Annotated in this window: 21 protein-coding genes; 12 read left to right on the top strand and 9 right to left on the bottom strand. The window is 70.3% G+C overall.

Annotated elements, in window-relative coordinates:
• Positions 1–94 precede the first annotated feature (94 nt).
• The gene (locus AC3ZJJ_RS08325) at positions 95–3,922 is read right to left on the bottom strand and encodes a multifunctional oxoglutarate decarboxylase/oxoglutarate dehydrogenase thiamine pyrophosphate-binding subunit/dihydrolipoyllysine-residue succinyltransferase subunit (protein WP_489895359.1); all 3,828 of its coding nucleotides are present in this window, start codon (positions 3,920–3,922) and stop codon (positions 95–97) included.
• A 347-nt stretch (positions 3,923–4,269) separates the two neighbouring features.
• On the opposite strand from AC3ZJJ_RS08325, the gene AC3ZJJ_RS08320 reads away from it, so the two are divergent.
• The 5 genes from AC3ZJJ_RS08320 to AC3ZJJ_RS08300 are packed head-to-tail and all read left to right on the top strand — an operon-like array spanning position 4,270 to position 9,444.
• Positions 4,270–5,607 carry a hemolysin family protein gene (locus tag AC3ZJJ_RS08320; protein WP_489895357.1) on the top strand — a complete coding sequence of 446 codons (1,338 nt, stop codon included), beginning with the start codon at positions 4,270–4,272 and terminating at the stop codon, positions 5,605–5,607.
• Positions 5,604–6,695, top strand: a complete 1,092-nt coding sequence (locus tag AC3ZJJ_RS08315) for a hemolysin family protein (protein ID WP_489895355.1) — start codon at positions 5,604–5,606, stop codon at positions 6,693–6,695. The genes AC3ZJJ_RS08320 and AC3ZJJ_RS08315 overlap by 4 nt, the downstream gene beginning before the upstream one ends.
• Before the next feature lie 46 nt (positions 6,696–6,741).
• The gene (locus tag AC3ZJJ_RS08310) at positions 6,742–7,746 is read left to right on the top strand and encodes a metal ABC transporter solute-binding protein, Zn/Mn family (RefSeq protein ID WP_489895353.1); all 1,005 of its coding nucleotides are present in this window, start codon (positions 6,742–6,744) and stop codon (positions 7,744–7,746) included.
• The gene (locus AC3ZJJ_RS08305) at positions 7,736–8,557 is read left to right on the top strand and encodes a metal ABC transporter ATP-binding protein (protein WP_489895351.1); all 822 of its coding nucleotides are present in this window, start codon (positions 7,736–7,738) and stop codon (positions 8,555–8,557) included. The genes AC3ZJJ_RS08310 and AC3ZJJ_RS08305 overlap by 11 nt, the downstream gene beginning before the upstream one ends.
• Positions 8,558–8,559: 2 nt before the next feature.
• The gene (locus AC3ZJJ_RS08300; protein ID WP_489895349.1) at positions 8,560–9,444 is read left to right on the top strand and encodes a metal ABC transporter permease; all 885 of its coding nucleotides are present in this window, start codon (positions 8,560–8,562) and stop codon (positions 9,442–9,444) included.
• Positions 9,445–9,451: 7 nt separating this feature from the next.
• Here AC3ZJJ_RS08300 and AC3ZJJ_RS08295 read toward each other — a convergent pair whose 3' ends face one another.
• Complete coding sequence (locus AC3ZJJ_RS08295; RefSeq protein WP_489895347.1) at positions 9,452–9,880, bottom strand: Fur family transcriptional regulator; 429 nt, start codon at positions 9,878–9,880, stop codon at positions 9,452–9,454.
• Positions 9,881–10,048: 168 nt separating this feature from the next.
• On the opposite strand from AC3ZJJ_RS08295, the gene AC3ZJJ_RS08290 reads away from it, so the two are divergent.
• On the top strand, positions 10,049–10,711 hold the full coding sequence (locus AC3ZJJ_RS08290; protein ID WP_489895345.1) for an MBL fold metallo-hydrolase: 663 nt from the start codon (positions 10,049–10,051) through the stop codon (positions 10,709–10,711).
• A 47-nt stretch (positions 10,712–10,758) separates the two neighbouring features.
• Here AC3ZJJ_RS08290 and AC3ZJJ_RS08285 read toward each other — a convergent pair whose 3' ends face one another.
• A complete protein-coding gene (locus tag AC3ZJJ_RS08285) occupies positions 10,759–11,886 on the bottom strand; it encodes a PLP-dependent cysteine synthase family protein (protein ID WP_489895755.1) in 1,128 nt (375 codons plus the stop codon).
• Positions 11,887–12,055: 169 nt separating this feature from the next.
• Here AC3ZJJ_RS08285 and AC3ZJJ_RS08280 point away from each other — a divergent pair, with 169 nt between their 5' ends.
• Genes AC3ZJJ_RS08280 through AC3ZJJ_RS08270 form a run of 3 tightly spaced genes read left to right on the top strand, consistent with a single transcriptional unit; the run spans position 12,056 to position 14,614 of the window.
• Entirely contained in the window at positions 12,056–12,913 is an 858-nt protein-coding gene (locus AC3ZJJ_RS08280; protein ID WP_489895343.1) for a sulfurtransferase, read from the top strand.
• A 46-nt stretch (positions 12,914–12,959) separates the two neighbouring features.
• A complete protein-coding gene (locus AC3ZJJ_RS08275) occupies positions 12,960–14,189 on the top strand; it encodes an NAD(P)-dependent alcohol dehydrogenase (RefSeq protein WP_489895341.1) in 1,230 nt (409 codons plus the stop codon).
• On the top strand, positions 14,186–14,614 hold the full coding sequence (locus AC3ZJJ_RS08270; protein WP_489895339.1) for an HIT family protein: 429 nt from the start codon (positions 14,186–14,188) through the stop codon (positions 14,612–14,614). Before AC3ZJJ_RS08275 ends, AC3ZJJ_RS08270 begins: the two co-directional genes overlap by 4 nt.
• Before the next feature lie 92 nt (positions 14,615–14,706).
• Here AC3ZJJ_RS08270 and hrpA read toward each other — a convergent pair whose 3' ends face one another.
• Entirely contained in the window at positions 14,707–18,729 is a 4,023-nt protein-coding gene (gene hrpA / locus AC3ZJJ_RS08265; protein ID WP_489895337.1) for an ATP-dependent RNA helicase HrpA, read from the bottom strand.
• A gap of 330 nt (positions 18,730–19,059) precedes the next feature.
• Here hrpA and AC3ZJJ_RS08260 point away from each other — a divergent pair, with 330 nt between their 5' ends.
• From AC3ZJJ_RS08260 to AC3ZJJ_RS08250, 3 genes are all read left to right on the top strand, one after another.
• On the top strand, positions 19,060–20,064 hold the full coding sequence (locus AC3ZJJ_RS08260; RefSeq protein WP_489895335.1) for an ABC transporter substrate-binding protein: 1,005 nt from the start codon (positions 19,060–19,062) through the stop codon (positions 20,062–20,064).
• A gap of 87 nt (positions 20,065–20,151) precedes the next feature.
• Entirely contained in the window at positions 20,152–21,054 is a 903-nt protein-coding gene (locus AC3ZJJ_RS08255) for an ABC transporter permease (protein WP_489895333.1), read from the top strand.
• Between the two features lie 2 nt (positions 21,055–21,056).
• Positions 21,057–21,848 (top strand): ABC transporter ATP-binding protein, encoded by a 792-nt coding sequence (locus AC3ZJJ_RS08250; protein ID WP_489895331.1) that lies wholly within the window; start codon positions 21,057–21,059, stop codon positions 21,846–21,848.
• 130 nt (positions 21,849–21,978) lie between these two features.
• Here the strand turns inward: AC3ZJJ_RS08250 and AC3ZJJ_RS08245 are convergent, their stop codons facing one another.
• The 5 genes from AC3ZJJ_RS08245 to AC3ZJJ_RS08225 all read right to left on the bottom strand — a co-directional run bounded on the left by AC3ZJJ_RS08245 (position 21,979) and on the right by AC3ZJJ_RS08225 (position 25,882).
• Positions 21,979–22,236 carry a CHY zinc finger protein gene (locus AC3ZJJ_RS08245; protein ID WP_489895329.1) on the bottom strand — a complete coding sequence of 86 codons (258 nt, stop codon included), beginning with the start codon at positions 22,234–22,236 and terminating at the stop codon, positions 21,979–21,981.
• Between the two features lie 71 nt (positions 22,237–22,307).
• Entirely contained in the window at positions 22,308–22,904 is a 597-nt protein-coding gene (locus tag AC3ZJJ_RS08240; protein WP_489895327.1) for a CbiQ family ECF transporter T component, read from the bottom strand.
• On the bottom strand, positions 22,898–23,584 hold the full coding sequence (locus AC3ZJJ_RS08235; protein WP_489895325.1) for an energy-coupling factor ABC transporter ATP-binding protein: 687 nt from the start codon (positions 23,582–23,584) through the stop codon (positions 22,898–22,900). The genes AC3ZJJ_RS08240 and AC3ZJJ_RS08235 overlap by 7 nt, the downstream gene beginning before the upstream one ends.
• The gene (locus AC3ZJJ_RS08230; protein ID WP_489895323.1) at positions 23,581–24,735 is read right to left on the bottom strand and encodes a thiolase family protein; all 1,155 of its coding nucleotides are present in this window, start codon (positions 24,733–24,735) and stop codon (positions 23,581–23,583) included. Before AC3ZJJ_RS08230 ends, AC3ZJJ_RS08235 begins: the two co-directional genes overlap by 4 nt.
• Positions 24,728–25,882, bottom strand: a complete 1,155-nt coding sequence (locus tag AC3ZJJ_RS08225; RefSeq protein WP_489895321.1) for an AMP-binding protein — start codon at positions 25,880–25,882, stop codon at positions 24,728–24,730. The genes AC3ZJJ_RS08230 and AC3ZJJ_RS08225 overlap by 8 nt, the downstream gene beginning before the upstream one ends.
• Between the last annotated feature and the right edge of the window lie 25 nt (positions 25,883–25,907).

Raw genomic sequence — 25,907 nt, 5'->3', positions numbered from 1 at the left:
CGGTTGGGGCCGCTAACGGCGACCCGATAGAACGGGCGGGCGGGCCGAAATCCGTCCCGCCCGCCGAAATATGCCTACGCTGGTTCGGCGGCGATCAGCCGCGGCCGAACGTCTGCTGCAGGAGCTGCGACTGCTCGATGTCGTGCCGCTTGTGCGACCCGGTCGAGGTGGCGGCCGACGCGGTGCGCGACACAAGTCGGATCTCCCGGTCCAGCTCCGGTGCCAGATTCAGTCCGATGAACGGCCACGGTCCCTGGTTGGCCGGCTCGTCCTGCGCCCAGAGAACCTCGGCGTTCGGGTACTTAGCCAGTTCGTCGGCGATGGCCTTGGCGGGCAGCGGGTAGAGCTGCTCGACGCGGACGATCGCCGTCTTCTCGTCGGCGGCCTTCCGGCGCGCCGCCTCGAGGTCGTAGTACAACCGGCCCGAGACGAGGACCACGCGGTCCACCTTCGCCGCGTTCAGGCCCGCGGTGTCCGGGATGATCTCCTGGAATCCGCGCTGCGTGAAGTCCTCCACCGAGCAGGCCGCCGCCTTCAGGCGGAGGAGCTGTTTCGGGGTGAAGATGATCAGCGGCTTGCGCGGCCGGGCATAGGCCTGGCGGCGCAGAAGGTGGAAGTGGTTGGCGCCCGTCGACGGGTTGGCCACCACCATGTTGTCCTCCGCGCACATCTGCAAGAAGCGCTCGATACGTGCGGACGAGTGGTCCGGGCCCTGCCCCTCGTAGCCGTGCGGGAGCATCAGCACCAGCGACGAGCGCTGGCCCCACTTCTGCTCGGCTGAGGAAATGAACTCGTCGATGATCGTTTGGGCGCCGTTGACGAAGTCCCCGAACTGCGCCTCCCAGAGAACCAGCGCGTCCGGGCGCTCAACGGAGTAGCCGTACTCGAAGCCCATGGCCGCGTATTCGGACAGCAGCGAGTCGTAGATCCAGAGCTTCGCCTGGTCCTCGGACAGGTGCTGCAGCGGCATCCACTCGTTGCCGTTGGCGCGGTCGTGGAAGACGGCGTGCCGCTGCACGAACGTCCCGCGGCGCGAGTCCTGGCCGGCGAGCCGAACCGGGACGCCCTCCATGGACAGCGAGCCGAAGGCCGCGAGCTCGGCGAAGCCCCAGTCGATGCCGCCCTCGCGCGACATCTGCTCGCGGCGCTCCAGCAGGGCCTTGAGCTTCGGGTGCACCGTGAAGCCGTCGGGGATCTGCAGGTGGGCGGCTCCGATGCCGGCCAGCGTTTCGGCGGTGATCGCCGTCTCCGTGCGCGCGGGCTTCGACTCGTCGTCGAGCTGCGACGTCGGCAGCTCCAGGTCGTGGACCGTGCCGCCGGTGCTGATGACCGGGATCGGGGACGTCTGCGCGGCGTGCGTCTCCGAGAAGACGCGCTCCAGGCGTTCCTGGTAGTCGCGCAGGGCCTGGTCGGCCTCTTCCTGCGTGATGTCGCCGCGGCCGACGAGGGCCTCGGTATACAGCTTGCGGGTCGAGCGCTTGGCCTCGATGAGGTTGTACATCATGGGCTGGGTCATCGACGGGTCGTCGCCCTCGTTGTGTCCACGACGGCGGTAGCAGACCATGTCGATGACGACGTCCTTGTTGAACTTCTGGCGGTACTTGAAGGCGAACTGGGCCACGCGGACCACCGCCTCCGGGTCGTCGCCGTTCACGTGGAACACGGGGGCCTGGACCATCTTCGCCACGTCGGTCGAGTAGACCGAGGAGCGCGATGCCGTGGGAGAGGTCGTAAAGCCGACCTGGTTGTTCACGACCACGTGGATCGTGCCGCCGGTGCGGTAACCGCGCAGCTGGGAGAGGTTCAGCGTCTCCGCCACCACACCCTGGCCCGCGAACGCCGCGTCGCCGTGCACGAGGATCGGCAGGACGCCGAACCCGCCGTCGCCGCGGTCCAGGCGGTCCTGCTTGGCCCGCACGATGCCCTCGAGGACCGAGTCGACGGCCTCCAGGTGGGACGGGTTGGCGGCCAGGTAGACCTTGGTCTCGTTGCCGTGGTCTGAGACGAAGCGGCCCTCGGTGCCGAGGTGGTACTTGACGTCGCCCGAGCCCTGCACGCTGCGGGGGTCCTGCGTTCCCTCGAACTCGCGGAAGACCTGGGCGTAGGTCTTGCCGGCGATGTTGGTCAGCACGTTCAGGCGTCCGCGGTGCGCCATGCCGATGGCGACCTCGTCCATGCCCTCGTCGGCGGCGTCGGAAATGATGCCGTCCAAGAGCGGGATCAGCGACTCGCCGCCCTCGAGGGAGAAGCGCTTCTGGCCCACGAACTTCGTCTGCAGGAACGTCTCGAACGCCTCGGCGGCGTTGAGCTTGCCCAGGATGCGCAGTTGCTCCTCGCGGGTCGGCTTGGAGTACTCGTGCTCCAGCTCGGACTGGAACCAGTCGCGTTCCTCCGGGTCCTGGATGTGCATGTACTCGATGCCGGTGGTGCGGCAGTAGGCGTCGCGCAGAACACCGAGAATCTTGCGCAGCGGGAGGCGCGGCTGTCCACCGAATCCGCCGGTCACCCACTCGCGGTCCAGGTCCCACAGGGTCAGGCCGTAGGTCTGGATGTCCAGATCCGGGTGGCGCCGCTGCACGTACTCCAGCGGGTTCGTGTCCGCCATCAGGTGGCCGCGCACGCGGTAGGCGTGGATGAGCTGCTGGATGCGGGCGATCTTGTTGACCTGCAGCTCGACGTCGACCTGGTTGTCGACCGTCCAGCGCACGGGCTCGTAAGGGATCCGCAGGGCCTCGAAGATCTCGTCGTAGAAGCCCTGGTCGCCCAGGAGCAGCGACTCGACGAGGCGGAGGAACTCGCCGGAGCCGGCGCCTTGGATGACGCGGTGGTCGTAGGTGGACGTCAGGGTGATGATCTTGCCGATGCCCTGGGTCGCGATCGTCTTTTCGCTGGAGCCGCGGAACGAGGCGGGGTATTCCAGCGCGCCGACGCCGACGATGGTTGCCTGGCCCTTGGATAGGCGCGGTACCGAGTGGACGGTGCCGATGCCGCCGGGGTTTGTCAGGGAGACCGTGGTGCCCGCGTAGTCGTCGGCGGTCAGCTTGTTGTTCCGCGCGCGGCGGATCAGGTCCTCGTAGGTGTTCCAGAACTCCGAGAAGTTCAGGTTCTCGGCCTTCTTGATGTTCGGGACCGCGAGCATGCGCGAGCCGTCCGGCTTGGGCATGTCGATGGCGATGCCGAAGTTCACGTGTGCGGGCTGGACGGCGAAGGGCTTCCCGTCGACCTCGGCGTAGGTGACGTTCTGCGAGGGGAACAGCTTCAGGGCGCGGATGACGGCGAAGCCGATCAGGTGCGTGAAGGAGACCTTGCCGCCACGGGCGCGGGCCAGGTGGTTGTTGATGACCACGCGGTTGTCGATGAGCGCCTTGGCGGGGACGGCGCGAACGGTCGTCGCCGTCGGGACCGTCAGGCTCTGCTCCATGTTGGTGGCGATGGCCTTGGACGGGCCGCGCAGGGGAGTGGCCTTGTCCTCCTCGGTCGCGGCGGGGCCGGACGCTGATTTCGGAAGCTCCGCGGGGATGGGCTGGGTCTTGGGGGCGGCCTCCGTTTTGGCCTGTTCCTTCGCCGGCTCGGCGGGAACCGCCTTGCCGGACGTTGCGGCGGCGGTCTCGGAGGACTCGGCCGACGATCCGGCTCCGCCGCCGGTGGTGTTTACCACACGCGCGTTGGTCGCCGCGCGGGGCGCCGCGCCGGGCGTGGGGCGGGTCTGGGCCTCGGGCGCCTTGGCGGGGTGCGTCGTCGACCCCGCATCGCCGGCCTGCGTCCGCTGGGTGGAATCCGTGCCGCCGAAGGATTCGAAAATGTCCCACCACTTCTTGTCGACGGAGTTCTTGTCGCGGAGGAACTGCTGGTACAGCTCGTCGACAAGCCACTCGTTGCCGCCGAATTCCTCGGTCAGTCGGTGGTGTGGTTGATCTGGCACGGTTACGCCTCTTCCCTGGTTGCCTCGTCGCTCGTTGCCCATTGGCCTGGACTGCACGACGACATAGTCCTAGACCTGCGGCTAGTCTAGTGACTTTCCACCAGCCGTTGCGAATCTGCCGCCGCGTTTCGGCCGGCGCGTCCGCGCGCCCGCCGGGCCCAAAATTTCTGTAGACTGGTGCCCTTATGGACAGCCACTCACCGTGCCGGCCCGCCGCCTCCGAGCGCCGCGCCGGCATTTTCCTTCCCGCCTCCGCCGCGTGCCCCGAATCCCCGACGGAGCCCTCTAGACCCGGCTCGCCGATTCAGCGCCGCGGCACCCAGCGCGCAGCAGGGGTGGCCCGCTAGATGGAGTGGTTCCTACTCTTCTGTGGACTGCTTCTGATCCTGGGTACGGGCTTTTTTGTCGCCGTCGAATTCTCCCTCGTCGCGCTGGACCAGGCCACGGTGCAGCGCGCCGTGGATTCCGGCGACAAGGCCGCGGTCCCCTTGATGCGCTGCCTCAAGTCGCTCTCCACGCAGCTCTCCTCCTGCCAGCTGGGGATCACCCTGACCACACTGCTCACGGGCTACGTCATGGAGCCGTCCGTCGGCAGGCTCCTGACGCCGGTCCTGGCCGCCGCGGGCCTGGGCGACGCCGCCGGACCCACGTCGCTGGTCGTCGCCCTAATCCTCGCCACCCTCTTCTCCATGGTGTTGGGCGAATTGATCCCCAAGAACCTCGCGATCGCCGAGTCGCTGGCGATCGGGCGCGCCGTCGCGCGCCCCCAGCTGGTCTTCACCGCGGTCTTCAAGCCCGCCATCCTGGTCCTCAACGGATTCTCCAACCGCATCCTGCACCTCATGGGGCTCGAGGCGAAGGAGGAGATCTCCGGAGCCCGCAGCCCCGCCGAGCTGGCCTCCCTGGTGCGCCGGTCGGCCGAGATGGGAACGCTGGACCGCGACACCGCGAACTTCCTTTCCCGCACGCTGCGCTTCTCCGAGCGCTCCGCGGCCGACGTAATGACGCCGCGGATCCGCATGGAGACCGTCCGCGACGACGACCCGCTGACCGAGGTCATTGAGACGGCCCGCCGCACCGGCTACTCGCGCTTTCCCGTCATCGGCGAGTCCGCCGACGACGTGCTAGGTGTCTGCCACGTGAAAAAGGCCGTGGCCGTCCCGCGCCGGAAGCGCGGCGGGCTCGTCGCCGCCAACATCATGACCGACATCATCTCCGTTCCGGAGACGGTCCACCTCAACTCCCTGATCTCCGACCTGCGCGAGGCGAACCTCCAGGTGGCCATGGTCCTGGACGAGTACGGCGGGACCGCGGGAATGGTGACGCTCGAGGACCTCATCGAGGAGATCGTCGGCGAGGTGGCGGACGAGCACGACCGTGTGAAGCCCGGCGTGCTGCAGTCGGCCGCGGGGAACTGGTATTTCCCTGGCCTGCTGCGCCCGGACGAGCTCGGCGACCAGGTTCCCGGGCTGCACGTCCCCGACGACGCGTCCTACGAGACCGTCGGCGGCTACATCATGAGCGAGCTGGGCAGGATCCCGGCCGCGGGCGACACCGTGGAGACCGGCTCCGGCGAACTGGTCGTCGAGCGAATGGACGGACGGCGAGTGGAGCGCGTGAGTTTCCGGCCGACGTCCGCCGAGCAGCCCAGCGCCGCGGACAAGGCGACGGGGGGACACCGATGAGCGACTGGGCCGGCATCGCCTGGCTGGTGGTCCTGCTGTTCGGCAACGCGTTCTTCGTCGGCGCCGAGTTCGCCGTCATGACGGCGCGGCGAAGCCAGATCGAGCCGCTGGCGGACGCCGGCAGCGCGGCGGCGAGAACCGCGCTCCGCGCGATGGAGAACGTGTCCCTCATGCTGGCCGTGTGCCAGTTGGGCATCACCGTCTGCTCCCTCCTGATCCTCAACGTCGCCGAGCCGGCCATCCACCACCTGTTCGCGGCCCCGCTGGAGTCAGTGGGCGTGCCGCACGCCGTGGCGGACACAACGGCGTTCGTCCTCGCGCTCGCGATCGTCACGTTCCTGCACGTCACGTTCGGCGAGATGGTTCCCAAGAACATTTCGGTGAGCGTCGCGGACCGCGCGGTCCTGCTCCTTGCCCCGCCGCTGCTCTGGTTGTCCAAGCTGGTGCACCCCGTCGTCGCCTCGTTGAACTGGATCGCCAACCGTTCGCTCCGGCTCCTTCGGGTGGAGGCGAAGGACGAGGTGACGTCCTCGTTCACGCTGGAAGAGGTGCAGTCGATCGTGCAGGAGTCCACGCGGCACGGACTCGTGGAGGACGACAACGGGCTCATTTCCGGGGCGCTGGAGTTCTCGGGCTACACGGCCGAGGGCATCATGGTGACGCTGGACGAGCTGGTGGCGCTGCCCTGGAACACCACGCCGGCGCAGTTCGAGCGCGCCGTGGGCCGCACGGGCTTCTCCCGGTTCGTCATCCTCGACGACGAGGACAGCCTCTCGGGCTACCTCCACCTCAAGGACGTGATGAACATCCCCCCGTCGCGCTACGACGAGCCGATCCCGGTCACCAAGCTCCGGACGTTGGCGAACCTGCGGCTGGACGACGAGATCGAGGACGCGCTGGCGGTGATGCAGCGGACCGGCTCGCACCTCGCCAGGGTCAACGACGCGGCGGGGACAACGCGGGGCGTCCTCTTCCTCGAGGACGTGCTGGAGCAACTTGTGGGAGAAATCCGGGACGCGACGCAGTCCCAGGGGCTGCGGCGCCAGAACGGGTTCAGCGATAATGAAAATGACTCGCATTTGAGTTAGAATTTCGGAGGCCGCCCGGCCCACCGCCGAACCCGAAAGGTCCCCCATGCGCTCGAGCGCCCTCCTGTCCGCCGCAACCGTGTCCGTCGCAGCACTTGCCCTCGCCGGCTGCGCGTCGGGGCCCGCCGACGGTGCGGCCGACGACGGGTTGACCGTGGTGGCGTCCACGAGCGTGTACGCCGACGTCGCCCGGGCAGTCGGTGGGGACGACGTCGAGGTCAGTGCCATCATCGATAAAACCTCCCAGGATCCCCACTCCTACGAGGCGACCGCCCAGGACAAGCTCGCGGTCTCCAAGGCGGACCTGGTGGTGGCCAACGGCGGAGGGTACGACCACTTCATCGACGTCCTGACCCAGGACCTTGGGCTGTCCGCCGAGGCCGTTCTCTCCGCCGTCGACTCCGCGGAGCCCGCCCACGAGGGCGAGGACGCGCACGTTGCCGAGGAAGGGCGCGCCGCTGCGGAGGCGTCCGACGGCGCCGCCGACACCGGCGCCGAGGCGGAGGACCACGGCCACGACCACTCGGCCGGCAACGAGCACGTCTGGTACGACGTCCACACCGTCGCGGCCCTGGCCGGTGAGATTTCCCAGCGCCTGGGCGCGCTCCAGCCCGAATCGGCATCGACCTTCGAGGCCAACGCCGAGGCGTTCGCCACGTCGCTGGAATCCGTCGAGGACAAGATCGCTGCCCTGGCGGAGTCGTCGAACGGCAAGCGGTTCGCCATGACCGAGCCGGTTCCCTACTATCTCCTCCTCGAGGCGGGCCTGGTGGACGGGACGCCGGAGGGATTCAGCGAGGCCATCGAGGAGGGCGGCGACGTCTCGCCCCTGCTCCTGAAGGAACTGCGCGACGGGCTCTCCGACGGTGGGTATGCTGTCCTCGCGTACAACGCGCAGACGGCCGGACCGCAGACCGAGGCCGTGCGAAGCGCCGCGGAGGCCGCCGGCGTCCCCGTCGTCGAATTCACCGAAACCCTGCCGGAAGGTACCAACTACGTGTCGTGGATGTCGTCGAACACCGAGTCGCTGGCGGCAGCCCTTGACGGCTGAGCCAACGGCGAGCGTACCGGCCGTCCGGCTTCGGGGCGCGAGGCTGAGCTTCGGTCGCCGGACGCTGTGGGAAGGGCTCGACCTCGACGTCGCCCCCGGGGAGTTCCTCGCGGTCCTCGGCCCCAACGGTTCCGGCAAGACCACGCTGCTGCGCGTCCTCCTGGGCCTCCAGGAACTGTCCGCCGGCACCGTGGAGGTGGCGGGCCGTCCCGCCAGCCGCGGGTCCCGGTTGATAGGGACCATTCCGCAGCAGAAAGGGTTCCCCGAGGACACACCGCTCCGCGCCCGGGACCTGGTCGCGCTGGGCATGGACGGCCACCGCTGGGGCCCCCGGCTGACGGGGCGCAAGGCCCTGTCCCGGAAGGTCGACGGCCTGCTGGAGAAGGTCGGGGCCACCGGTTATGCGGACCGTCCCGTGGGCATCCTTTCCGGCGGCGAGCAGCAGCGGCTGCGCGCTGCGCAGGCCCTCGCCGACGATCCGCGGCTGCTGCTCTGCGACGAGCCGCTCCTCTCGTTGGACATGCACCACCAGCAGGCGGTTTCGTCGCTCATCCACCGCCAGGCCTGCGACCAGGGCAGCGCCGTCGTCTTCGTCACGCACGAGATCAACCCGATCCTGCAGTACGTGGACCGGGTCCTGTACCTGGCCGGCGGGCGCTTCCACATCGGCACGCCGCGCGAAGTCATGACGGGGGAAGTCCTCTCGGAACTGTACGGCAGCCCCATCGAAGTCTTCCGCAGCAACGGCCGCATCGTCGTCGTCGGCATCCCCGACGCCGTCGCACACCACCACGGAGAGGACGCCGAGTAGCCGTGGACTTCAACGACCTCCTGCGCACCGTCTTTAGCTTCGAGAACTACGCCGAAGTCCTGCCCCTCGTCTCGAACTCGATCATCGCCGGCGCCGTGCTCGGGCTGGTCGGCGGGCTGATCGGCGTGTTCGTGATGATGCGCGACATGGCCTTCGCGGTGCACGGGATCGCGGAGCTGAGCTTCGCGGGCGCCGCGTTTGCCCTGCTCATCGGGGCCAACGTGGTTTTCGGCTCCATCATCGGATCGATCGTGGCCTCCCTGGTCCTGGGCCTCATGGGTGCCAGCGCCAAGGACAGGAACTCGATCATCGGCGTGTTGATGCCCTTCGGTCTGGGCCTGGGGATCCTCTGCCTGGCGCTCTACGAGGGGCGCAGCGCCAACAAGTTCGGTCTGCTGACCGGTCAGATCGTGGCCGTGGACGACGTCCAGCTCGGCCTGCTGGCGGTGTGCGCCGTGGTGGTCGTGGCCGGACTGGTCGCCATCTGGCGCCCGCTGACGTTCGTCAGCGTCGACCCCACCGTGGCCGCCGCGCGCGGCGTCCCGGCCGGCCGACTGTCCGTGGCCTTTATGCTCCTGCTGGGACTGGCCGTGGCGCTGTCGATCCAGATCGTCGGCGCGCTGCTGGTGCTCAGCCTGTTGGTGACGCCCGCGGCGGCGGCGCTCAGGGTCACCGCGCGTCCCGCGCTCACGGTGGCCCTCAGCGTCGTTTTCGCCGTGACAAGCGTGGTGGGCGGCATCATGCTGGCCCTGGCCGGGCGGCTGCCCATCAGCCCCTACGTGACAACGATCTCCTTCCTCATCTACGCCGTCTGCCGTCTGGTGGCATGGCGCCGCAGCGCAACGCGCCGCGAACACCACCGCGCCGTCCCGGCCTCGGTGGCGTAGCCGGACGCTAGACCGCGGCGGCCGCAGTGCAGGCGGGGCAAAGCCCGAAGATTTCCACCGTGTGAGTGGGGGCGCTGTAGCCGTGCTCGGCCGCCACGCGCGCGGCCCAGCTTTCGACTGCGGGAGCTTCCACCTCGACGGCCTTGCCGCAGCTGCGGCACACCAGGTGGTGGTGGTGGTGGTCGGCGCGGCAGCGCCGGTAGACGGCCTCGCCCTCGGCCGCGCGGAGAACATCGACGAGCTCGTCGTCGGCCATCGACTGCAGGATCCGGTAGACGGTCGCCAGCGACACCTTGTCCCCGCGGTCCAGCAGCCAGCGGTGCAGCTCCTGCGCGCTCACGAAATCGTCCAGTTCCTTCAGCGCCGCCGCGACAGCGAGGCGCTGCTTGGTGACGCGCTGCTCGCTGCCGCGTTTTTCGGGGGCGGGACTCGTCATGGTGAGGTGCGCTCCTGGGACTCTGCCCGGCTCTGTGGTGTGGGGCGGTTGTGGGGGACGCGCCGCGTTCCGGCGGCGGCGGCTTCAAGCCTAACAGCGGCCGGTACCGGTCGGGGAGCGCGCACCGGGGCATGCCCGGCGGCGGTCCTGCGGCGTAGGCTGTGGCCCATGAAACTCACCAAGCTCGGGCACGCGTGCGTTCGGTTGGAGAAGGACGGGCGTTCGCTGGCCATCGATCCGGGAACGTTCAGCGACGTCGACGCCGCGGTCAAGGGAGCCGCGGCCGTTCTTGTGACGCACGAACACGCCGACCACATCGACGCGGACGGCGTGCTTCCCCTGCTGGCGGCGGACGGTTCCATGGTCCTGTACGCCCCGGCGTCGGTCGCGGACCGGTTGCGCGCCCACCCTGCCGCCGGGGACGCGGCCGTCCGCATCAAGACCGTGGAACCGGAGGCCGCGTTCGAGGCCGCGGGGTTCGCGATCTCCACGTTCGGCGGCCAGCACGCGCTCATCCACCCCCACATTCCCGTCGTCGCGAACATCGGCTACCTCGTCGACGGGCGGCTCTACCACCCCGGCGACTCCTTCATCGTTCCGCATGGCGCGGTGGTGGAGACCCTCCTGGTCCCGGCGCACGCCCCGTGGTCGAAGACCGGCGAGGTGATCGACTTTGTGGTGTCCGTCAGGGCGAGGGTTGCCATCCCGATCCACGACGGACTCCTGAACGACGCCGGGCTCCGGCTCGTGGACGGCCACGCGTCGCGGATCGGCGGACACTACGGCACCGAGTATGTGCGCCTTGGCAACGGGGAGAGCCGGGAGGTCTAGGGTTCCCGGCGGACCGGAAGCGGTCCGGGCCTCCGGGTGTCCGGCGCCTAGGGACCGGCGGTGACGGGTCCGGCCCAGATCCCCGTCTCGAGCAGCCGGTCGATGATCCCCTCGTAGGGAGCGGGATCGATGCCGGCGCGGGCGAGCCACGCCGCATCGGCATGGGAGCGCGCGTACCGTTCGCCGCCGTCGCAGAGCAGCGACACGACGCTGCCGCGGCGTCCCTCGGCGACCATGCGCGCGACCAATTGCCAGGACAACCACAGGTTGGTGCCGGTGGACGGCCCCGCGCTGAGTCCGGCCCACCGGGCCAGGTGCCTCATCGCAGCGATCGATGCGCCGTCGGGCACCGTTCGGACCAGATCGATCACCGAGGGAATGAAGCTGGGTTCCGGGCGGGCCCGTCCGATGCCCTCGATGCGGCTGGGCCGACCGGCCGCCGCGAGCGGGTCGCCGCCGTCGCGCCACGCGCGCCACGAGGGCAGGAAGGCCGAGCCCTCCGGATCCGCGACCGCGAGCCGGCTGCGGAGGCCGTGATAGCGGACGTAGCGACCCATGGTCGCGCTGGTCCCGCCGGTCCCCGCGCCGACCACGAGCCATTCGGGAATCGGGTGGGGTTCCATCGAAAGCTGGGAGAAGATCGACTCCGCGATGTTGTTGTTGCCGCGCCAATCCGTGGCCCGCTCCGCGTGGGTGAACTGGTCCATGTAGTGGCCGCCGGACTCGCGGGCGACGTGCTCGGCCCGCTCGTAGACGGACGACGGATCGTCCACCAGGAGGCAGGAGCCGCCGAAGCCCTCGATGAGGGCGATCTTCTCGGCGGATGTGCCGCGGGCCATGACCGCGACGAACGGCAGCCCCAGGAGACGCGCGTAGTAGGCCTCGGAGACCGCGGTGCTTCCGCTGGACGCCTCCACGACGGTAGTGGACTCGTTGATCCAGCCGTTGACCAGTCCATAGAGAAACAGCGAGCGAGCCAGACGATGCTTCAGGCTGCCCGTCCTGTGGGTCGACTCGTCCTTGAGATACAGGTCCACGCCCCAGTGGGAGGGCAGCGGGAGCTTGTGGAGGTGCGTGTCCGCGGAACGGTTGTTCTCCGCCTCGATGGTGCGCACCGCCTGGTCCACCCAGGCCCGCCCGGACAGCGGCGGAAACGGAGACACGGGGTTGGGAATGTTGTCCACGCAGACACCCTACCCGGGGGCGACGGTCGCGCCCACGGTTCCGGCCCGGCCGCGCCGCCGCGCGCGGGACCACATCGGCCACGGTTCGGATGCCGCGCGGGGCGGGTACAGAATGGGCGGGAGGGGCAACGCCGTGGCACACCAACGGAAGGTCGGCAACATGCGCACACTTATCGACGTGGACGAGCTCGCGGAGCGGCTCGCCCGTGGCGACCGGACCGTACTCCTGGACGTCCGGTGGGCGCTGGGCGATCCGGAGGGCAGGCGGCACTACGCGGCCGGTCACCTGCCCGGCGCGGTGTACGTGGACCTCGAGACCGAGCTCGCCGCCGCGGGAGGCCCGGGCCGCGGTCGGCATCCGCTCCCCGAGCCGCGCCAATTCGCCAGTGCCGTGCGCCGCTGGGGCATCCGCGACGGGGACACGGTTGTGGCCTACGACGCGACCGGCGGACTCGCGGCGGCCCGCGCCTGGTGGTTGCTGCGGCACGCGGGCATCGACGGGGCGAGCCTTCTGGACGGCGGATTGGCCGCCTGGGCGGCAGCCGGCCTGCCCGTCGACACGGGGGACGTGGTTCCCGATGCGGGAGACGCCGAACCGGGGTGGGGCCGGATGCCGGTCGTATCCGTCGACGGGGCCGCCGGGTGGCCGGCAAACGGGCTCCTGCTCGACGCCCGGGCCGGCGAACGGTACCGGGGCGAGTCCGAGCCCGTCGACCCGCGGGCGGGACACATCCCGGGCGCGGTCAGCGCGCCCACGGCGGACAACCTCGACGGCTCCGGGAAGTTTCTGCCGGCGGAGGCGCTCCGCGAGCGGTTCGGCCGGCTCGGCGCGGCGGGCCCCGACGGCGGTGCGGCACCGCGGGACGTCGCCGTCTACTGCGGGTCGGGTATCACGGCCGCCCACCAGATTGCCGCCCTGGCCGAGGCGGGCATCGACGCCGCCCTCTTTCCGGGATCCTGGTCCCAATACGCGTCCGATCCGGAGCGCCCGGCGGCGACCGGACCGGAGCCCGGCTGACGGTCCGCGTTGGCTTGGGTGCGGCGTCGGAGTATAGGTTCGAGTCATGATAGGTCGCCCCGTTCCCCCCAGCCCGTCCGCCCTGGCCCAACTTCGCGCCGAGGCCGCGGCCCAACTGCGCCCGGAGGCGCCGGTGCTGGCGGACACCGGCGCGGCCCCGCTCGACGGCGGGGCGCCGGCCGATTTCCCGGGCCGTACGGCCCTGGCCGCCGGGATCGCGGAGGTGGGTGGCGCCCTCGTCCCGCTGGAGATCGAGCGCCGCGCACCGTTGGCCGACGACGTCGTGATCGACATCGAGTTCTGCGGCCTGTGCCATTCGGACGTCCACGCGGGCCGTGGCGAGTGGGGCGGGCGGCAGTTGCCGCTGGTGACCGGGCACGAGATCGTGGGCCGGGTGGTCGCCGTGGGCGACTCGGTGGCGGACTTCACCGTGGGCGAGCGCGTCGGCGTCGGCTGCCTGGTGGACTCCTGCCGGACCTGCGGAGCCTGCCGCGACGGCTTCGAGCAATACTGCGAGAACGGGGGCACCGGCACCTACAGCGCCACCGACCGCCGGACGGGGGAGTACACCCAGGGCGGCTACTCCACCTCGATTGTGGTCAACCAAGGGTTCGTGCTGCGCATCCCGGAGTCGCTGGATCCCGCGGCCGCCGCGCCCCTGCTCTGCGCCGGGGTCACAACCTATTCGCCGCTGCGACACTTCGGTGCCAAGGCGGGGGACCGGGTGGGGGTTGTCGGGCTCGGCGGGCTAGGACACATGGCGGTCAAGATCGCGAAGGCCATGGGGTGCTCGGTGACGGTCTTCACCACCAGCGAGTCCAAGCGCGCCGCGGCCGCCGAGCTCGGCGCGGACCGTGTGGTGGTCTCACGCGACGCCGAGGAGTTGTCCAACGCCCGGGACAGCCTGAACCTGATCATCGACACGGTCGCGGCGCCCCACGACCTGGACCCGTACCTGGCGGCCCTGCGCCTCGACGGCACGCTGGTCCAGCTGGGCCTCCCGGCCGGGGCCATGCCCCCGGTGAACCCGCGCCCGCTGATCCGGCGACGCATCCGGTACACGGGCTCCATGATCGGCGGCATTGCGGAGACGCAGGAGATGCTGGACTTCTGCGCCGAGCACGGCGTTCAGGCGGACATCGAGCTGGTGGGCGCCGACCGCCTCAACGAAGCCTGGGACCGCATGGTTGACGGGGACGTGAAGTACCGCTTTGTATTGGACAACTCGACGCTGGATGTCCCGGCGGCGGCGCAGGCTAGGAGCGATGGCGCATGAGCACACTTTTCACGAAGATCATCGAGGGGCAGCTCCCCGGGAGATTCGTCTGGAAGGATCCGGACGTCGTCGCCTTCCTGTCCATCGGCCCGCTCACCGACGGACACACACTGGTGGTTCCGCGGCGCGAGGTCGACAGCTGGACGGACGCCGAGCCGGAGCTGGTGGCCCGGGTGGCGGAGGTGGCGCGCATCATCGGCCGGGCACAGGTGCGCGCGTTCGGCTCCGAACGGGCCGGGCTGATGGTCGCCGGCTTCGAGGTGCCTCACCTGCACGCGCACGTGTGGCCCACGAACTCGTTGGCGGACTTCGATCTCTCGCGGGCGGACAGCGACCCTGATCCGGCCCGGCTCGACGCGAACGCCGACCTTCTCCGCTCGGCGCTGCGCGAGGACGGCCACGCGGACAACGTCCCGTCCGCCTGATCCGCCCCCGATCCCCCATCCCGCCACGCGAAGTGGACACCACCTCGGTTCGTTAACCCCGGTGATGTCCACTTCGCGGTGCCGGGGGCCGGTTAGGGCGCGGCCGTCCGGAGGGCCGCGCGGATGCGCTTCTCCGAGACCGAGTAGGCCGTCCCGAGCTCCTGCGCGAAGAGGCTGACCCGGAGCTCCTCGAGCATCCACTTGACGTTCGCCAGTGCGGCGGGCGTGCGCGCGCCCGGCACCAGCGCGTCCAGCGCGGCGTCGTACTCGTCCTCGAGCGCCTGCACCGACAGTGTGGCGACGTTGTCCCGCGCCACGTTTCCGGCCTCCAGCTTGTCGAGCCGCTTCTCGATCCCCGCGAGGTAGCGCGGCAGCTGCGCCAGCTGGGCGTACCCGGTCTTGGCGACGAACCCGGGATACACCAGTTGCCCGAGGTGCGTGCGGATGTCGCCGAGCGCGTTGACCAGGGCCAGGCTGGACACGGACTTGATCCGCTTCTCGATCCGCCTCGCCGCCGAGAGGACCCGCTCGACGATGGCCGTGACGCTGAAGACCGTGTCGATGAGTTCCGCCCGGACCGACTCGAACAGGGCCAGGAACTCCTCGCGGGTGAACGGCAGCTCGGCCGGAACCAGACGGTCCACGGCCGCCAGCGTGCAGTCCTCGATCAGCGACGCCACCGAACCGTGCGGATTCTGGGTGAAGACGAGCTTTTCCTTGTTGTTCAGGTGGTCGAGGACGTAGCGGGCCGGCGAGGGCACCTTGAGCAGCAACAGCCGGACGACGCCGGAGCGGTGCGCGGCCAGCTGCTCGCCCTCGTCCCGGAAGACCGTCAGGGACACGGAGGACCCCGCATCCAGCAGCGCGGGGAATGCGGTGACGCGCTGGCCCATGATGTTGGTGACCACTTGGCGCTCGACCGTTCCGCCCGCGCCGACGTCGGCCGTCCAGTCGGTGAGTCCGGACCGCTCCCACACGGCCCCCGACGCGGACGTCGCCGCGTCGGGCGAGCCGGGCGCCTGTCCGGCGGCGGCGGCGGTCGGTGTGCCCGGGGTCGCGCCGGGGGGCCGGCCGGAACCGCGCGCCGCGCCGGCCAGCGCCCCGGGGGAGGCCACCGATCCGGCGGCGACGAGGCGCTCGCCCCCCGCGCCGAGCGACGCGGCCAGGGCGCGGCGGTTCTCGGCCGCCAGCGTCTCCTGCAGCCGGGCCAGATCCTTGGATTCGTCCAGGACGCGGGCCGTGGAGTCGACGATTTGGAAGGACGGCAGCAGGTGGGCCGGAACAGCGCCCCAGTTCCACGAGCCCGGCGGCACAACGTGGCCCTTGAGCCGGCGCAGCGCCAGCTCCAGCGAACCCTCCAGCGGATCGGTCGCCGGGTCGAAGTCGCGCGCCAAGACGTCCACGGCCTGCCGCGCCACGTCCGGCGCGGGAACGAAGTTCTTGCGGACCTGCTTGGGCAGCGACTTGATCAGCGCGGTGACCAGTTCCGCGCGGAGCCCCGGTATCTGCCAGCGGAAGACATCCGGATCGAGCTGGTTCAGGAAGAGCACGGGGACCCGCACGGTCACGCCGTCGGACTCGCCGGCGCCGGCCACCGGATTGAACTCGTAGGAGAGGTCCAGGTCCAGGGTCCCGTGCCGCCACGTGCGCGGGTACGCGTCGACGTCGAGCTCCTCGGCGTCGGCCTGCAGCAGGGCGTCCGGGTCGAAATCCAGCAGCGTCTCGTTGTCGCGGCGCGCCTGCTTCCACCAGCGGTCGAAGTGGCGCTCGGAGACAACGTCGGGGCCCACGCGCTCGTTGTAGAAGTCGAAGAGGTCCTCGTCGGAGGCGCGCAGGTCGCGCCGCCGCATGCGGGTCTCCAGCTCCTCGATGTCCGCGAGCAGCCGCCGGTTGCGGTGGAAGAACTTGTGGTGGGTCTTCCAGTCGCCCTCGACCAGCGCGTGGCGGATGAACAGCTCGCGGCTGAGCTGCGGATCCACCCGGCCGTACTGGATGCGGCGGCTCGGGATGACCGGAACACCGTAGAGCGTCACCTTCTCGTATCCCATGACCGAGCCCATGCGGCGGGACCAGTGCGGCTCCGAATAGGACCGCTTGAGCAGGTTCCCGGCGACTTCCTCCACCCACAGCGGATCGAACCGGGCGGCGGTGCGCGCCCAGAGCCGGCTGGTTTCCACGAGTTCGGCGGCCATCACCCAGTCGGGAGACTTCTTGAACAGGGCCGAGCCGGGGAAGATCGAGAACCGCGTGCCGCGCGCGCCGGCGTACTCGCGCTTGCGCTCGTCGTAGGCCCCGATGTGGCTCAGCAGTCCGGCCAGCAGGCTGGTGTGGATCTCGCGCTCCAGGCCCACGGGATCCACCGGTCCGGTGGACAGGGTCACGCCTAGCGGCTTGGCGAGCTGGCGGAGCTGGGCGAAGAGGTCCTGCCACTCCCGCACCCGAAGGTAGTTGATGAACTCGTTGCGGCACAGACGGCGGAACGCAGAGGACGAAAGCTCCCGCTGTTGCTCCTGGAGGTAGCGCCACAGGTTGAGGTACCCGGTGAAGTCGGACTTCTCGTCGGAGAACCGCTTGTGCAACTCGTTGGCTCGCTCGCGCTTTCCCGTCTCCAGGGAGGGCCGCTCGCGGGGGTCCTGGATGGTCAGCGCCGCCGAAAGTACCATGACCTCCTTGGCGCAACCGCGCCGTCCGGCCTCGACGATCATGCGCCCGAGGCGTACGTCCACGGGCAATTGGGCGAGCTGGCGCCCGACGGCGGTGATCCCGGCGTCGCTTCCCTCGCCGACGGCGCCCAACTCGCGGAGGAGGGTCACGCCGTCGTTCACCGCCTTGGAGTCCGGCGGCTCGACGAACGGGAAGTCCGCAACGTCCCTTGGCGCCCTGACCACGCCCATGGCCGCCATCTGCAGGATGACGGCCGCCAGGTTGGTGCGCAGGATCTCCGGGTCCGTGAATTCGGGCCTGGACCCGTAGTCCTCCTCGGAGTAGAGCCTGATGGCGATTCCATCGCTGACGCGTCCGCAGCGACCGGAACGCTGGTTGGCGCTGGCCTGGGACACGCGCTCGATCGGCAGCCGCTGGACCTTCGTCCGGTGGGAGTAGCGGGAGATGCGCGCTGTGCCGGTGTCGATGACGTATTTGATGCCCGGGACGGTCAGCGACGTCTCGGCGACGTTCGTCGCCAGGACGATGCGGCGCTTTGGCCCGGGATGGAACACCTGGTGCTGCTCCGCGAGGCTCAGCCGGGCGAACAGCGGGAGGATCTCCGTGCCTGCCAGGCGCTTGTTGGTCTGGACGCGCGCCCGCAGCGCTTCGGCGGCGTCCCGGATCTCGCGCTCGCCCGAGAAGAACACCAGGATGTCGCCCGGGGCCTCCAGGGCCAGCTCGTCGACGGCGTCGCACACCGCGTCGAGGGGATCCCTGTCCTCCTCGGCGGAGTGCTCCGGGTCCAGCTCGTCGGGGTCCATGCCCTCGGACGGGTTCAGTGGACGGTACCGGAGCTCCACGGGGAAGGTGCGCCCCGAGACCTCGATGATCGGCGCGGGTTCGATCTCCGGGGCGCCGTCCACCGTGCGCCCCGTCTCCTTCCCGAAGTGCCGCGCGAAGCGTTCGGGATCGATCGTCGCCGAAGTGATGACCACCTTCAGGTCCGGGCGGCGGGGGAGTATGCGGCGAAGGTAGCCGAGCAGGAAGTCGATGTTGAGGCTGCGCTCGTGCGCCTCGTCGATGATGATCGCGTTGTAGCGCTTGAGCAGCTTGTCGTGCTGGATCTCCGCAAGCAGGATGCCGTCGGTCATGACCTTGACCCGGGTGTTCCGGGAGACCTCGCCGGTGAAGCGGACGTGGAAGCCGATCTCTTGGCCGATCTCGCTGCCGACCTCCTCGGCGATGCGTTCGGCGACCGTGCGGGCCGCGAGGCGGCGCGGCTGCGTGTGGCCGATCATGCCGCCCTCGCCGAGCCCGAGCTCCAGAAGCATCTTGGGCAACTGCGTGGTCTTGCCGGAGCCTGTCTCGCCGGCGATGACAACCACCTGGTTCCCGCGGATCGCCTCCATGATGTCCTCGCGGCGGGCGCTGACGGGAAGGGCCTCGGGATACGTGATGGTGACTGCCATGGTGTGCCCAGTCTAGTGCCGAACGCGGGGGGACCGGGCGCGCGGGCAGGCCGCTGGCGGTCGCGGGCGACCGATACGAAACTTCGGATTCGTGCCGCGCGGCGCATCATTCGTCTGCGAAGAGGGTAAATTTCTTGCGGGACGTCCACGGGTGGCGGCCTTGGTTGGACAATGTGACTTGATTCACAGGTACTATCTAGGTGCCGGCGTGTCACAGGCCCGTCAACTTATCCAACCGCCTGCCACCCGCGACAGACCACGGGTCCGAGGGACGCGCATCAAAGACGACCGCGCCCGGACATTGATCCGCATGTTGTGAAAGGAACACCCATGAAACTCCTGCAGTCGAGCAAGTTGGCCGCGGGCCTGTTGGCCACCGCACTCCTCGCCACCGCCTGTGGCGGCGGCTCCCAGACGGGCGACGCGACCTCGGGGGAGGCCGTCAAGGTAGGCATCACCCAGTACGTCACCCACGCGTCGTTGGACGCGAGCCGGGAAGGCTTCAAGAAGGCCCTCGCCGACGCCGGCTACACCGGGGACAAGATCGTCCTCGACGAGCAGAACGCGCAGGCGGACGCCGCCACCAACACGTCCATCGCGGGCAAGTTCGCTTCGGACGGGCTCGACCTGGTCCTGGCGATCGCCACCCCCAGCGCGCAGGCGGCGGTCCAGGCGATCTCCGACGCGCCGATCCTGTTCACCGCCGTCACGGACCCGGTCGCGGCCGACCTGGTCGACTCCATGGAGGCCCCCGGCGGCAACGCGACGGGCACCTCCGACGGGGTGCCGGACGATGTTGTTGTCCAGCAGCTCGAGCTGATCAAGGAACTGGCCCCGGAGGCCAAGAGCATCGGCGTCGTCTACTCCTCGGGCGAGGTGAACTCCGCGGTGCAGGTCGATGCCGTCAAGGAGGCCGCGGCGGGCTTGGGCCTCGAGGTCAAGGAGGCGACGGTTAGCGTCTCCGGCGAGGTGCAGCAGGCCGCCCAGTCCCTGGACGTGGACGCCTTCTACATCCCCACGGACAACAACGTGGTCTCGGCGCTGTCGTCCCTCATCCAGGTCGCGGAGGAGAAGAAGGTCCTCACGATCGCGGCGGAGGGCGACTCGGTGCGCAACGGCGCCGTCGCCACGTGGGGCATCGACTACGAGAAGCTGGGCTACCAGACCGGCGAGATGGCCGTGAAGATCCTCAAGGGCGAGGCGACTCCGGCGGACCTGCCGGTTGAGACGCAGACGAAGATGAACCTCTACGTGAACCCCGCGGCCGCCGAGCGCATGGGCGTCGAGCTGCCAGCGGGCTTTGTCGAGAAGGCCGACGTCGAAATCACCGAATAGCGGGCGCGTCGTCCCTCCGCGTTGCCGGCCGGCCGGCATGTCCGGCCGGCCAGCGTTCCACCTCTACAGAAACCAAGGTCCCCACCTATGATTACCGCGGTTGAACTGGGCCTGATCTACGCGATCATGGCCCTGGGGGTCTACCTGACCTTCCGCATCCTCGACTTTCCCGACCTGACGGTCGACGGTTCCTTCACCACGGGCGCCGCCGTTGCGGCGACGGGAATCATCAACGGCGTCCCGCCGCTGCTGGCCACACTGATCGCGTTCGTGGCCGGCATGGCCGCCGGCGTCGTCACCGGACTCCTCCACACCAAGGGCAAGATCAACGGCCTGCTGGCCGGCATCCTGACGATGATCGCGCTGTACTCCATCAACCTTCGCATCATGGGCAAGGCGAACCTCCCGCTCCTGCGCGAGGAGACCCTGCTCAGCGGGCTGCGCGACGGCGGACTGATGGGCAGCGGAATCTCCATCCTCTTGTTCGCGGCCCTCGCGCTGGTCGTGAAGTTCGTGCTCGACTGGTTCCTCCACACGGACGTGGGCCTTGCCATGCAGGCAACCGGCGACAACGAGGAGATGATCCGCAGCTTCGGTGTGTCCACCGACAACCAGAAGATCCTGGGCCTGGCGCTCTCCAACGGACTCGTGGCCCTCTGCGGGGCGGTGATCGCCCAGTACCAGGGCTTCGCGGACATCGGCATGGGCATCGGCCTGATCCTCGCCGGGCTTGCGTCGGTCATCATCGGCCAGGCCATCTTCGGCACGCGACTGGTGGCGATCGCGACCTTCGCCGTTGTGCTTGGCTCCGTGCTCTACCGCGTTGTCATCCAGCTGGCCCTCGAGGCCGGCCTGCAGCCGAACGACATGAAGCTCATCTCCGCCGTCCTGGTGGTGCTGGCGCTGATACTTCCCCGCTGGAGCGGCTTCAGGAAGCTTGGGGCGCGAATGGGGACGGCCAAGCCGGAAAAGAAGGGTGCGGTGGCCTAGCCATGCTGGACATATCCAATGTGAACAAGACGTTCTTCCCGGGCACGGTCAACGAGCGCAAGGCCCTGCGGGGGATCGACCTGCATCTTGCCGCGGGCGAGTTCGTGACCGTGATCGGCTCCAACGGCGCCGGAAAGTCGACGGTCCTCAACATCACTTCCGGGAAGATGCGCCCGGACACGGGAACCGTCTCGATCGACGGCAAGGACGTCACCAAGCTCCCGGACCACCGCCGCGCGCAGTACATCGGCCGGGTCTTCCAGGATCCGATGGCGGGCACGGCGCCGACCATGAGCATCGAGCAGAACATGTCGATGGCCCTGGAGCGGGGGCGCCGCCGCGGCCTGGCCCTGGGCGTCACAAAGGCCAAGCGCGAGCGGTTCCGCGAGGAGCTCAAGTCGCTGGAGCTGGGGCTCGAGGACCGGCTCAAGGCCAAGGTTGGACTCCTCTCAGGCGGCCAGCGCCAGGCGCTGTCGCTGCTGATGGCCACGTTCAGCGGACCCAAGATCCTGTTGCTGGACGAGCACACGGCCGCTCTCGACCCGCAGCGGGCCGAGCTAGTGTCCCGGCTGACCGCCGAGACGGTGGACCGCTTCAAGCTGACCACGCTGATGGTCACGCACAACATGGAGCAGGCGCTGCGCCTGGGCACGCGGCTCATCATGATGCACGACGGGCGGATCATCCTGGACCTGGACCGGGAGCAGAAGTCGAAGATGACCGTGCACGGGCTGCTCCAGGAGTTCGAGAAGATCAAGGGCGCGCAACTGGACGACCGCACCATGCTCCAGTAGGGGCGGGCACCGTTGGGCCGGGGCGGGGGCCCCGCAACGCCTCGGCGACCCGGCAACACGCAAGGAAAAGGGATCCCTCGCGGGGTCCCTTTTCCCGTTGCCGCGAACCCCGGGTTGCCGCGAGAGGCCGTCAGGGCGCGGCGGGTTCGAAGTAGAGGCCGGCATGGAGCTTGCAGCCGGGGTTGAAGTCGGCCGCGCAGCGGGGGCACCGGTCCGTGGCCAGATACTCGGCGATGCCCAGTTCGGCGGCGCAGACCCCGCACAGCACGGCCCGCGCGGCCCGCTCGGCGGCGGGCCACCGTTGGGCGGGGTGCTGGCCAGGCACGGAGTCGTGGCACAGGTGGCAGGGGTAGTACTCCCCGCAGCAGAAGAATTTGATGGCGATCACGTCGAGCTCCGTCCGGTAGTGCACGCACCTCGTCTGCGCGTCCACCGTGTCGCCGAGTATGCGCGGGCGGATCACTGCACGCCCCGGGCGGACAGGGCCTCGCCGAGTTCGTCCGCGTGCTTGAGGGAGACCACCAGGAACGGAACCACGAACGTGCGGATGCCCCCGCGGGCCCCGCGGGCCCGCTGGGCCTCCCGGACCCCCGCGGCCAGGCGCGCGAGCACCGGCAGTGTGGTGATGGTGACGGTGAGCAACAGGGCGACGCGTTGCGGGTCCACGCCGAGCCTCGACGCCGGACGTAGCCAGCGCTCCACCGCGTCGAGCAGGTCCGTAATGCGCGTGGTGAGGACCAGGAGCCCGGCCAAGAGGATGGCGGCCAGGACCCGGGAGGCGTTGGCCACCGCAGCCTCGGCGGGAAGGAAGATCAACTGGGCGCCAAGCGTGACCAGCATGACCCAGCGCAGGGCCGCCGCCTGACGGCCGAGGGTGCGCGCGCCGAGGCCTGCGGCCAGGTAGGCCGCGACGGGTACCGCGCACGCTACGCCGACGGCCCACCAGGCGGAGGGCAGGAAGGAGAGGCCCAGTACGGCCGCCGCCAGCAGCAGGGCCTTGGGCCCGGCGGGCATGCGGTGAAGCGGTCCGGTTCCCTCGCGGTACAGCGTCAGCACACGAGGCTCCTCTCGTAGGCGGCGACGACCTCGGCAGACGGGCCGCTGGCGACGATCCTGGAGTCCGCGACGAGCACCGCCGCGTCGCAGCGTGCGGCGAGCGCGAGATCGTGCGTCACCAGCACCAGGCGGTGCGCGTCGCCGCCCAGCAGGTGGTCCGCGACGCGCCGGCCGTTCCGTGCGTCGAGCAATGCTGTCGGCTCGTCGGCGACGACCAGTTCAGGTCTTCGGACGAAGGCCCCGCAGAGCGCGAGCAGTTGCTTCTGGCCGCCGGAGAGCTCGTGGGCCGAGCGCCCCGCGAGCTCGGCGAGCCCGAACTCCTCGAGCGCGGCCCGGACGCGTTCGGTGGCTGTGCCGCGCGGCAGCTTCGCCGATCGCAGCGAGAACGCCACGTCCTCCTGGACGGTCGGCATGATGATCTGCGCGTCGGGGTTGCTGAACACGATCGCCACAATCCGGCGCAGCTCGCGCGCCTGGCGGACGGGATCCACGCCGTGGACCGTGACCCGACCGGAGGCCGGCGGCACCAGGCCCCCGATGACGCGGGCCAGCGTCGACTTGCCGGACCCGTTGTCGCCGACAATCGCGATGGTCCGCGCTTCCAGATGGAGCGTGACGTCGTCCAGCGCCGTCGTCTCGCCGAGGCGCACGGTCACGCCATGCAGGGAGATCGCACTCATCGGACCACCTCGAACACGGCGGCCACACCCATTCCGCCGCCGATGGAGGCGGCCGCGACGCCGAGCGTGCCGGCCCGGGCCCCCGAGCGCACCAGCCGACTGAAGAGCCGCACCACGCCCACCGCGCCGCTGGCGCCCCACGGGTGCCCGAGGGCCAGGGCGCCGCCGTCCGTGCAGACCCGGGGATCGTCGGCCGGTATCCCCAGCCGGTCCAGCACGGCCAGGGTCTGGGCGGCGAACGCCTCGACGATCTCGACGGCCGCGAGGTCGCTGGGGCCGATGCCGGCGGATCGCAGCGCCTCGGCGATGGCCGGAGCGGCGCCGATCCCGGGGAGCGCCGGATCGCAGCCGACGACGGCGTGTGCCCTCAGGGCCAGTCCGGGCGGCCGGCCGGCGCCGTCCGACGCGGAGGCCGCCCACGATTCGCCCGGCACCAGGGCCACGGCGGCGGCCCCGTCGCTGACCCGGCAAGAATTGCCGCCGGTGACGCTGCCGCCCCCGAACAGTGGCGTGAAGCGGGACAGGAGGCCGGCCGCGCCGGGGCGCAGCTCGTCCGCGTCGATCCCGCCGACCGGGACCAGTTCGGCGCTGAAGGCCCCGCGGGCCGCCGCCGCGCCGGCGCGCCGGTGGCTCGACGCCGCGTAGTCGTCCTGCCGGGAGCGCCCTATTCCGTCCAGCACGGCGAGCCTCTCCGCGGCCTCGGGCATGTCCGGATCGTCTTGGCCCCCGGGCGCAAAGGGCGCGCGGCCGTAGGCGACACCGTCGACCGAGCGGACGGGCGCCGTCGAGGCACTCTCCGCGCCACCGGCGAGGCGAAGTCCGGATTCGCCCGCACGCACCGCCCGGGCCGCCTCGATGATGGCGGCCAGCCCGCTGCCGCATTGCCGATCGATGGTCATGCCGGGCACGGCGTGGCCGAATCCGGCGCCCAACGCGGCGACGCGCGCGGAGTTCCCCCCGGGTCCCATGCAGTTGCCGAGGACAACATCGATGGCCCGCTCCACGCGACCCAACGCCGCGTTGGCGTCGTCCAGCGTCGCCCTCAGCACGGGGGAGGCCAGTTCGTCGACGGTCCATCGGGCGAGTCCGCGCCCCCGCGTGGCGATCGGCGACCTGCGTGCGGCGACGACGACCGCGCGGTGCTCACGCAAGGGTGTCCACCTCGCCGGCCGCCAGCATCCTGGCGACTTCGGCGCGCGCGGGTTTGCCGCTGGCCGTGCGCGGGAGACGGGCCCGGAACCAGCGGCGCGGCCGGTGCGCGGGGGACAGGAGCTCCCGTGCCGCCCGCCGCATCGACTCCGCCGTCGCGGGTGTCCCTGTCTGCCGGGGTTCGATCACGGCGGCCAACAGGTCGCCGAGAGCGGCGTGCGGCAGCCCGAGCACAACGGCGTCGCCCACGCCGTCGACGGAGCGCAGGACTGCCTCGACGTCCTCGGGGACGACCGTGGCCGAGGCCGTGAGCACCGCGCCGTCGGCGCGGCCCAGGAGCCGCAATCCGCGGGTGGAAAGTTCCGCACGGTCGTCCACGGTGTGCCACCCGTTCGCCGACCGCAACGGGCCGCGCGGCGCGCCGTCTTGGGCCGAGGGGCGATCCTGCGCGCGGCCGGCCGGGCCGGAAACCTCGAGATGGCCCGCGGCGACGAACGGCGACCGGACCCACAGAATGCCGTCCCGCACATCCAGCTCGACGCCGGGGAACGGAACGTAGCCCTCGCCGTGGTCGACCGCCACGAAGGAAAGCTCGGCGGCACCGTAGTAGGCCACCACCCGGATTCCGAGCGCCTCGGCCCTGGCGCGCAGACCGGCGTCCAGCCCGCTCCCGCCGACGAGCGCGGCGCGGAGCCGTGGCGGGGTTCCGGTGTCCAGCAGTTGGCGCAGGGCGTGCGGGGTGCCGTGGAAGAGCGTCGCGGACGCGAAGTCGTTGCTGGCGGCCGTGCGCCCGGAGGGAAACGCAGGGCGGGGCCCGCCCTCGAGCGAGTGCGCGATGGAGAAAAGTGTCAGCGAGGAGGCTGGGGGAGCGGGAAGCGCCACGACGTCTCCCTCCCTGGCGCCCAGCAGCTCCTCGACGGCGGGGAACGAGGCGGACCACGAGTCGGCGCTGCGGAGGACAACGCGGGGGAATCCGCCGCTGCCGGAGGTGAGGCTGGCCCATCCGATGCCGGGCTGGGCGACGGCGTCCGCGCAGAGGCGCCGGATCCGCGCCCACTGCTCGGCGCTCCAGCCGTCGTCGCCGACCAGCGGGATGCCGCCGTCCTCCAGGACCGTGGCCAGGCTCCCGGGCAGGCCCGACGGCCGCAACGGAACCAGTCGGCCGGCCAGGCGT

It is taken from the genome of Arthrobacter sp. AOP29-A2-19 (genome assembly GCF_058138025.1).
Note: the sequence above shows the minus strand (reverse complement) of the source record. Positions and strands in the feature narration are given on the sequence as shown.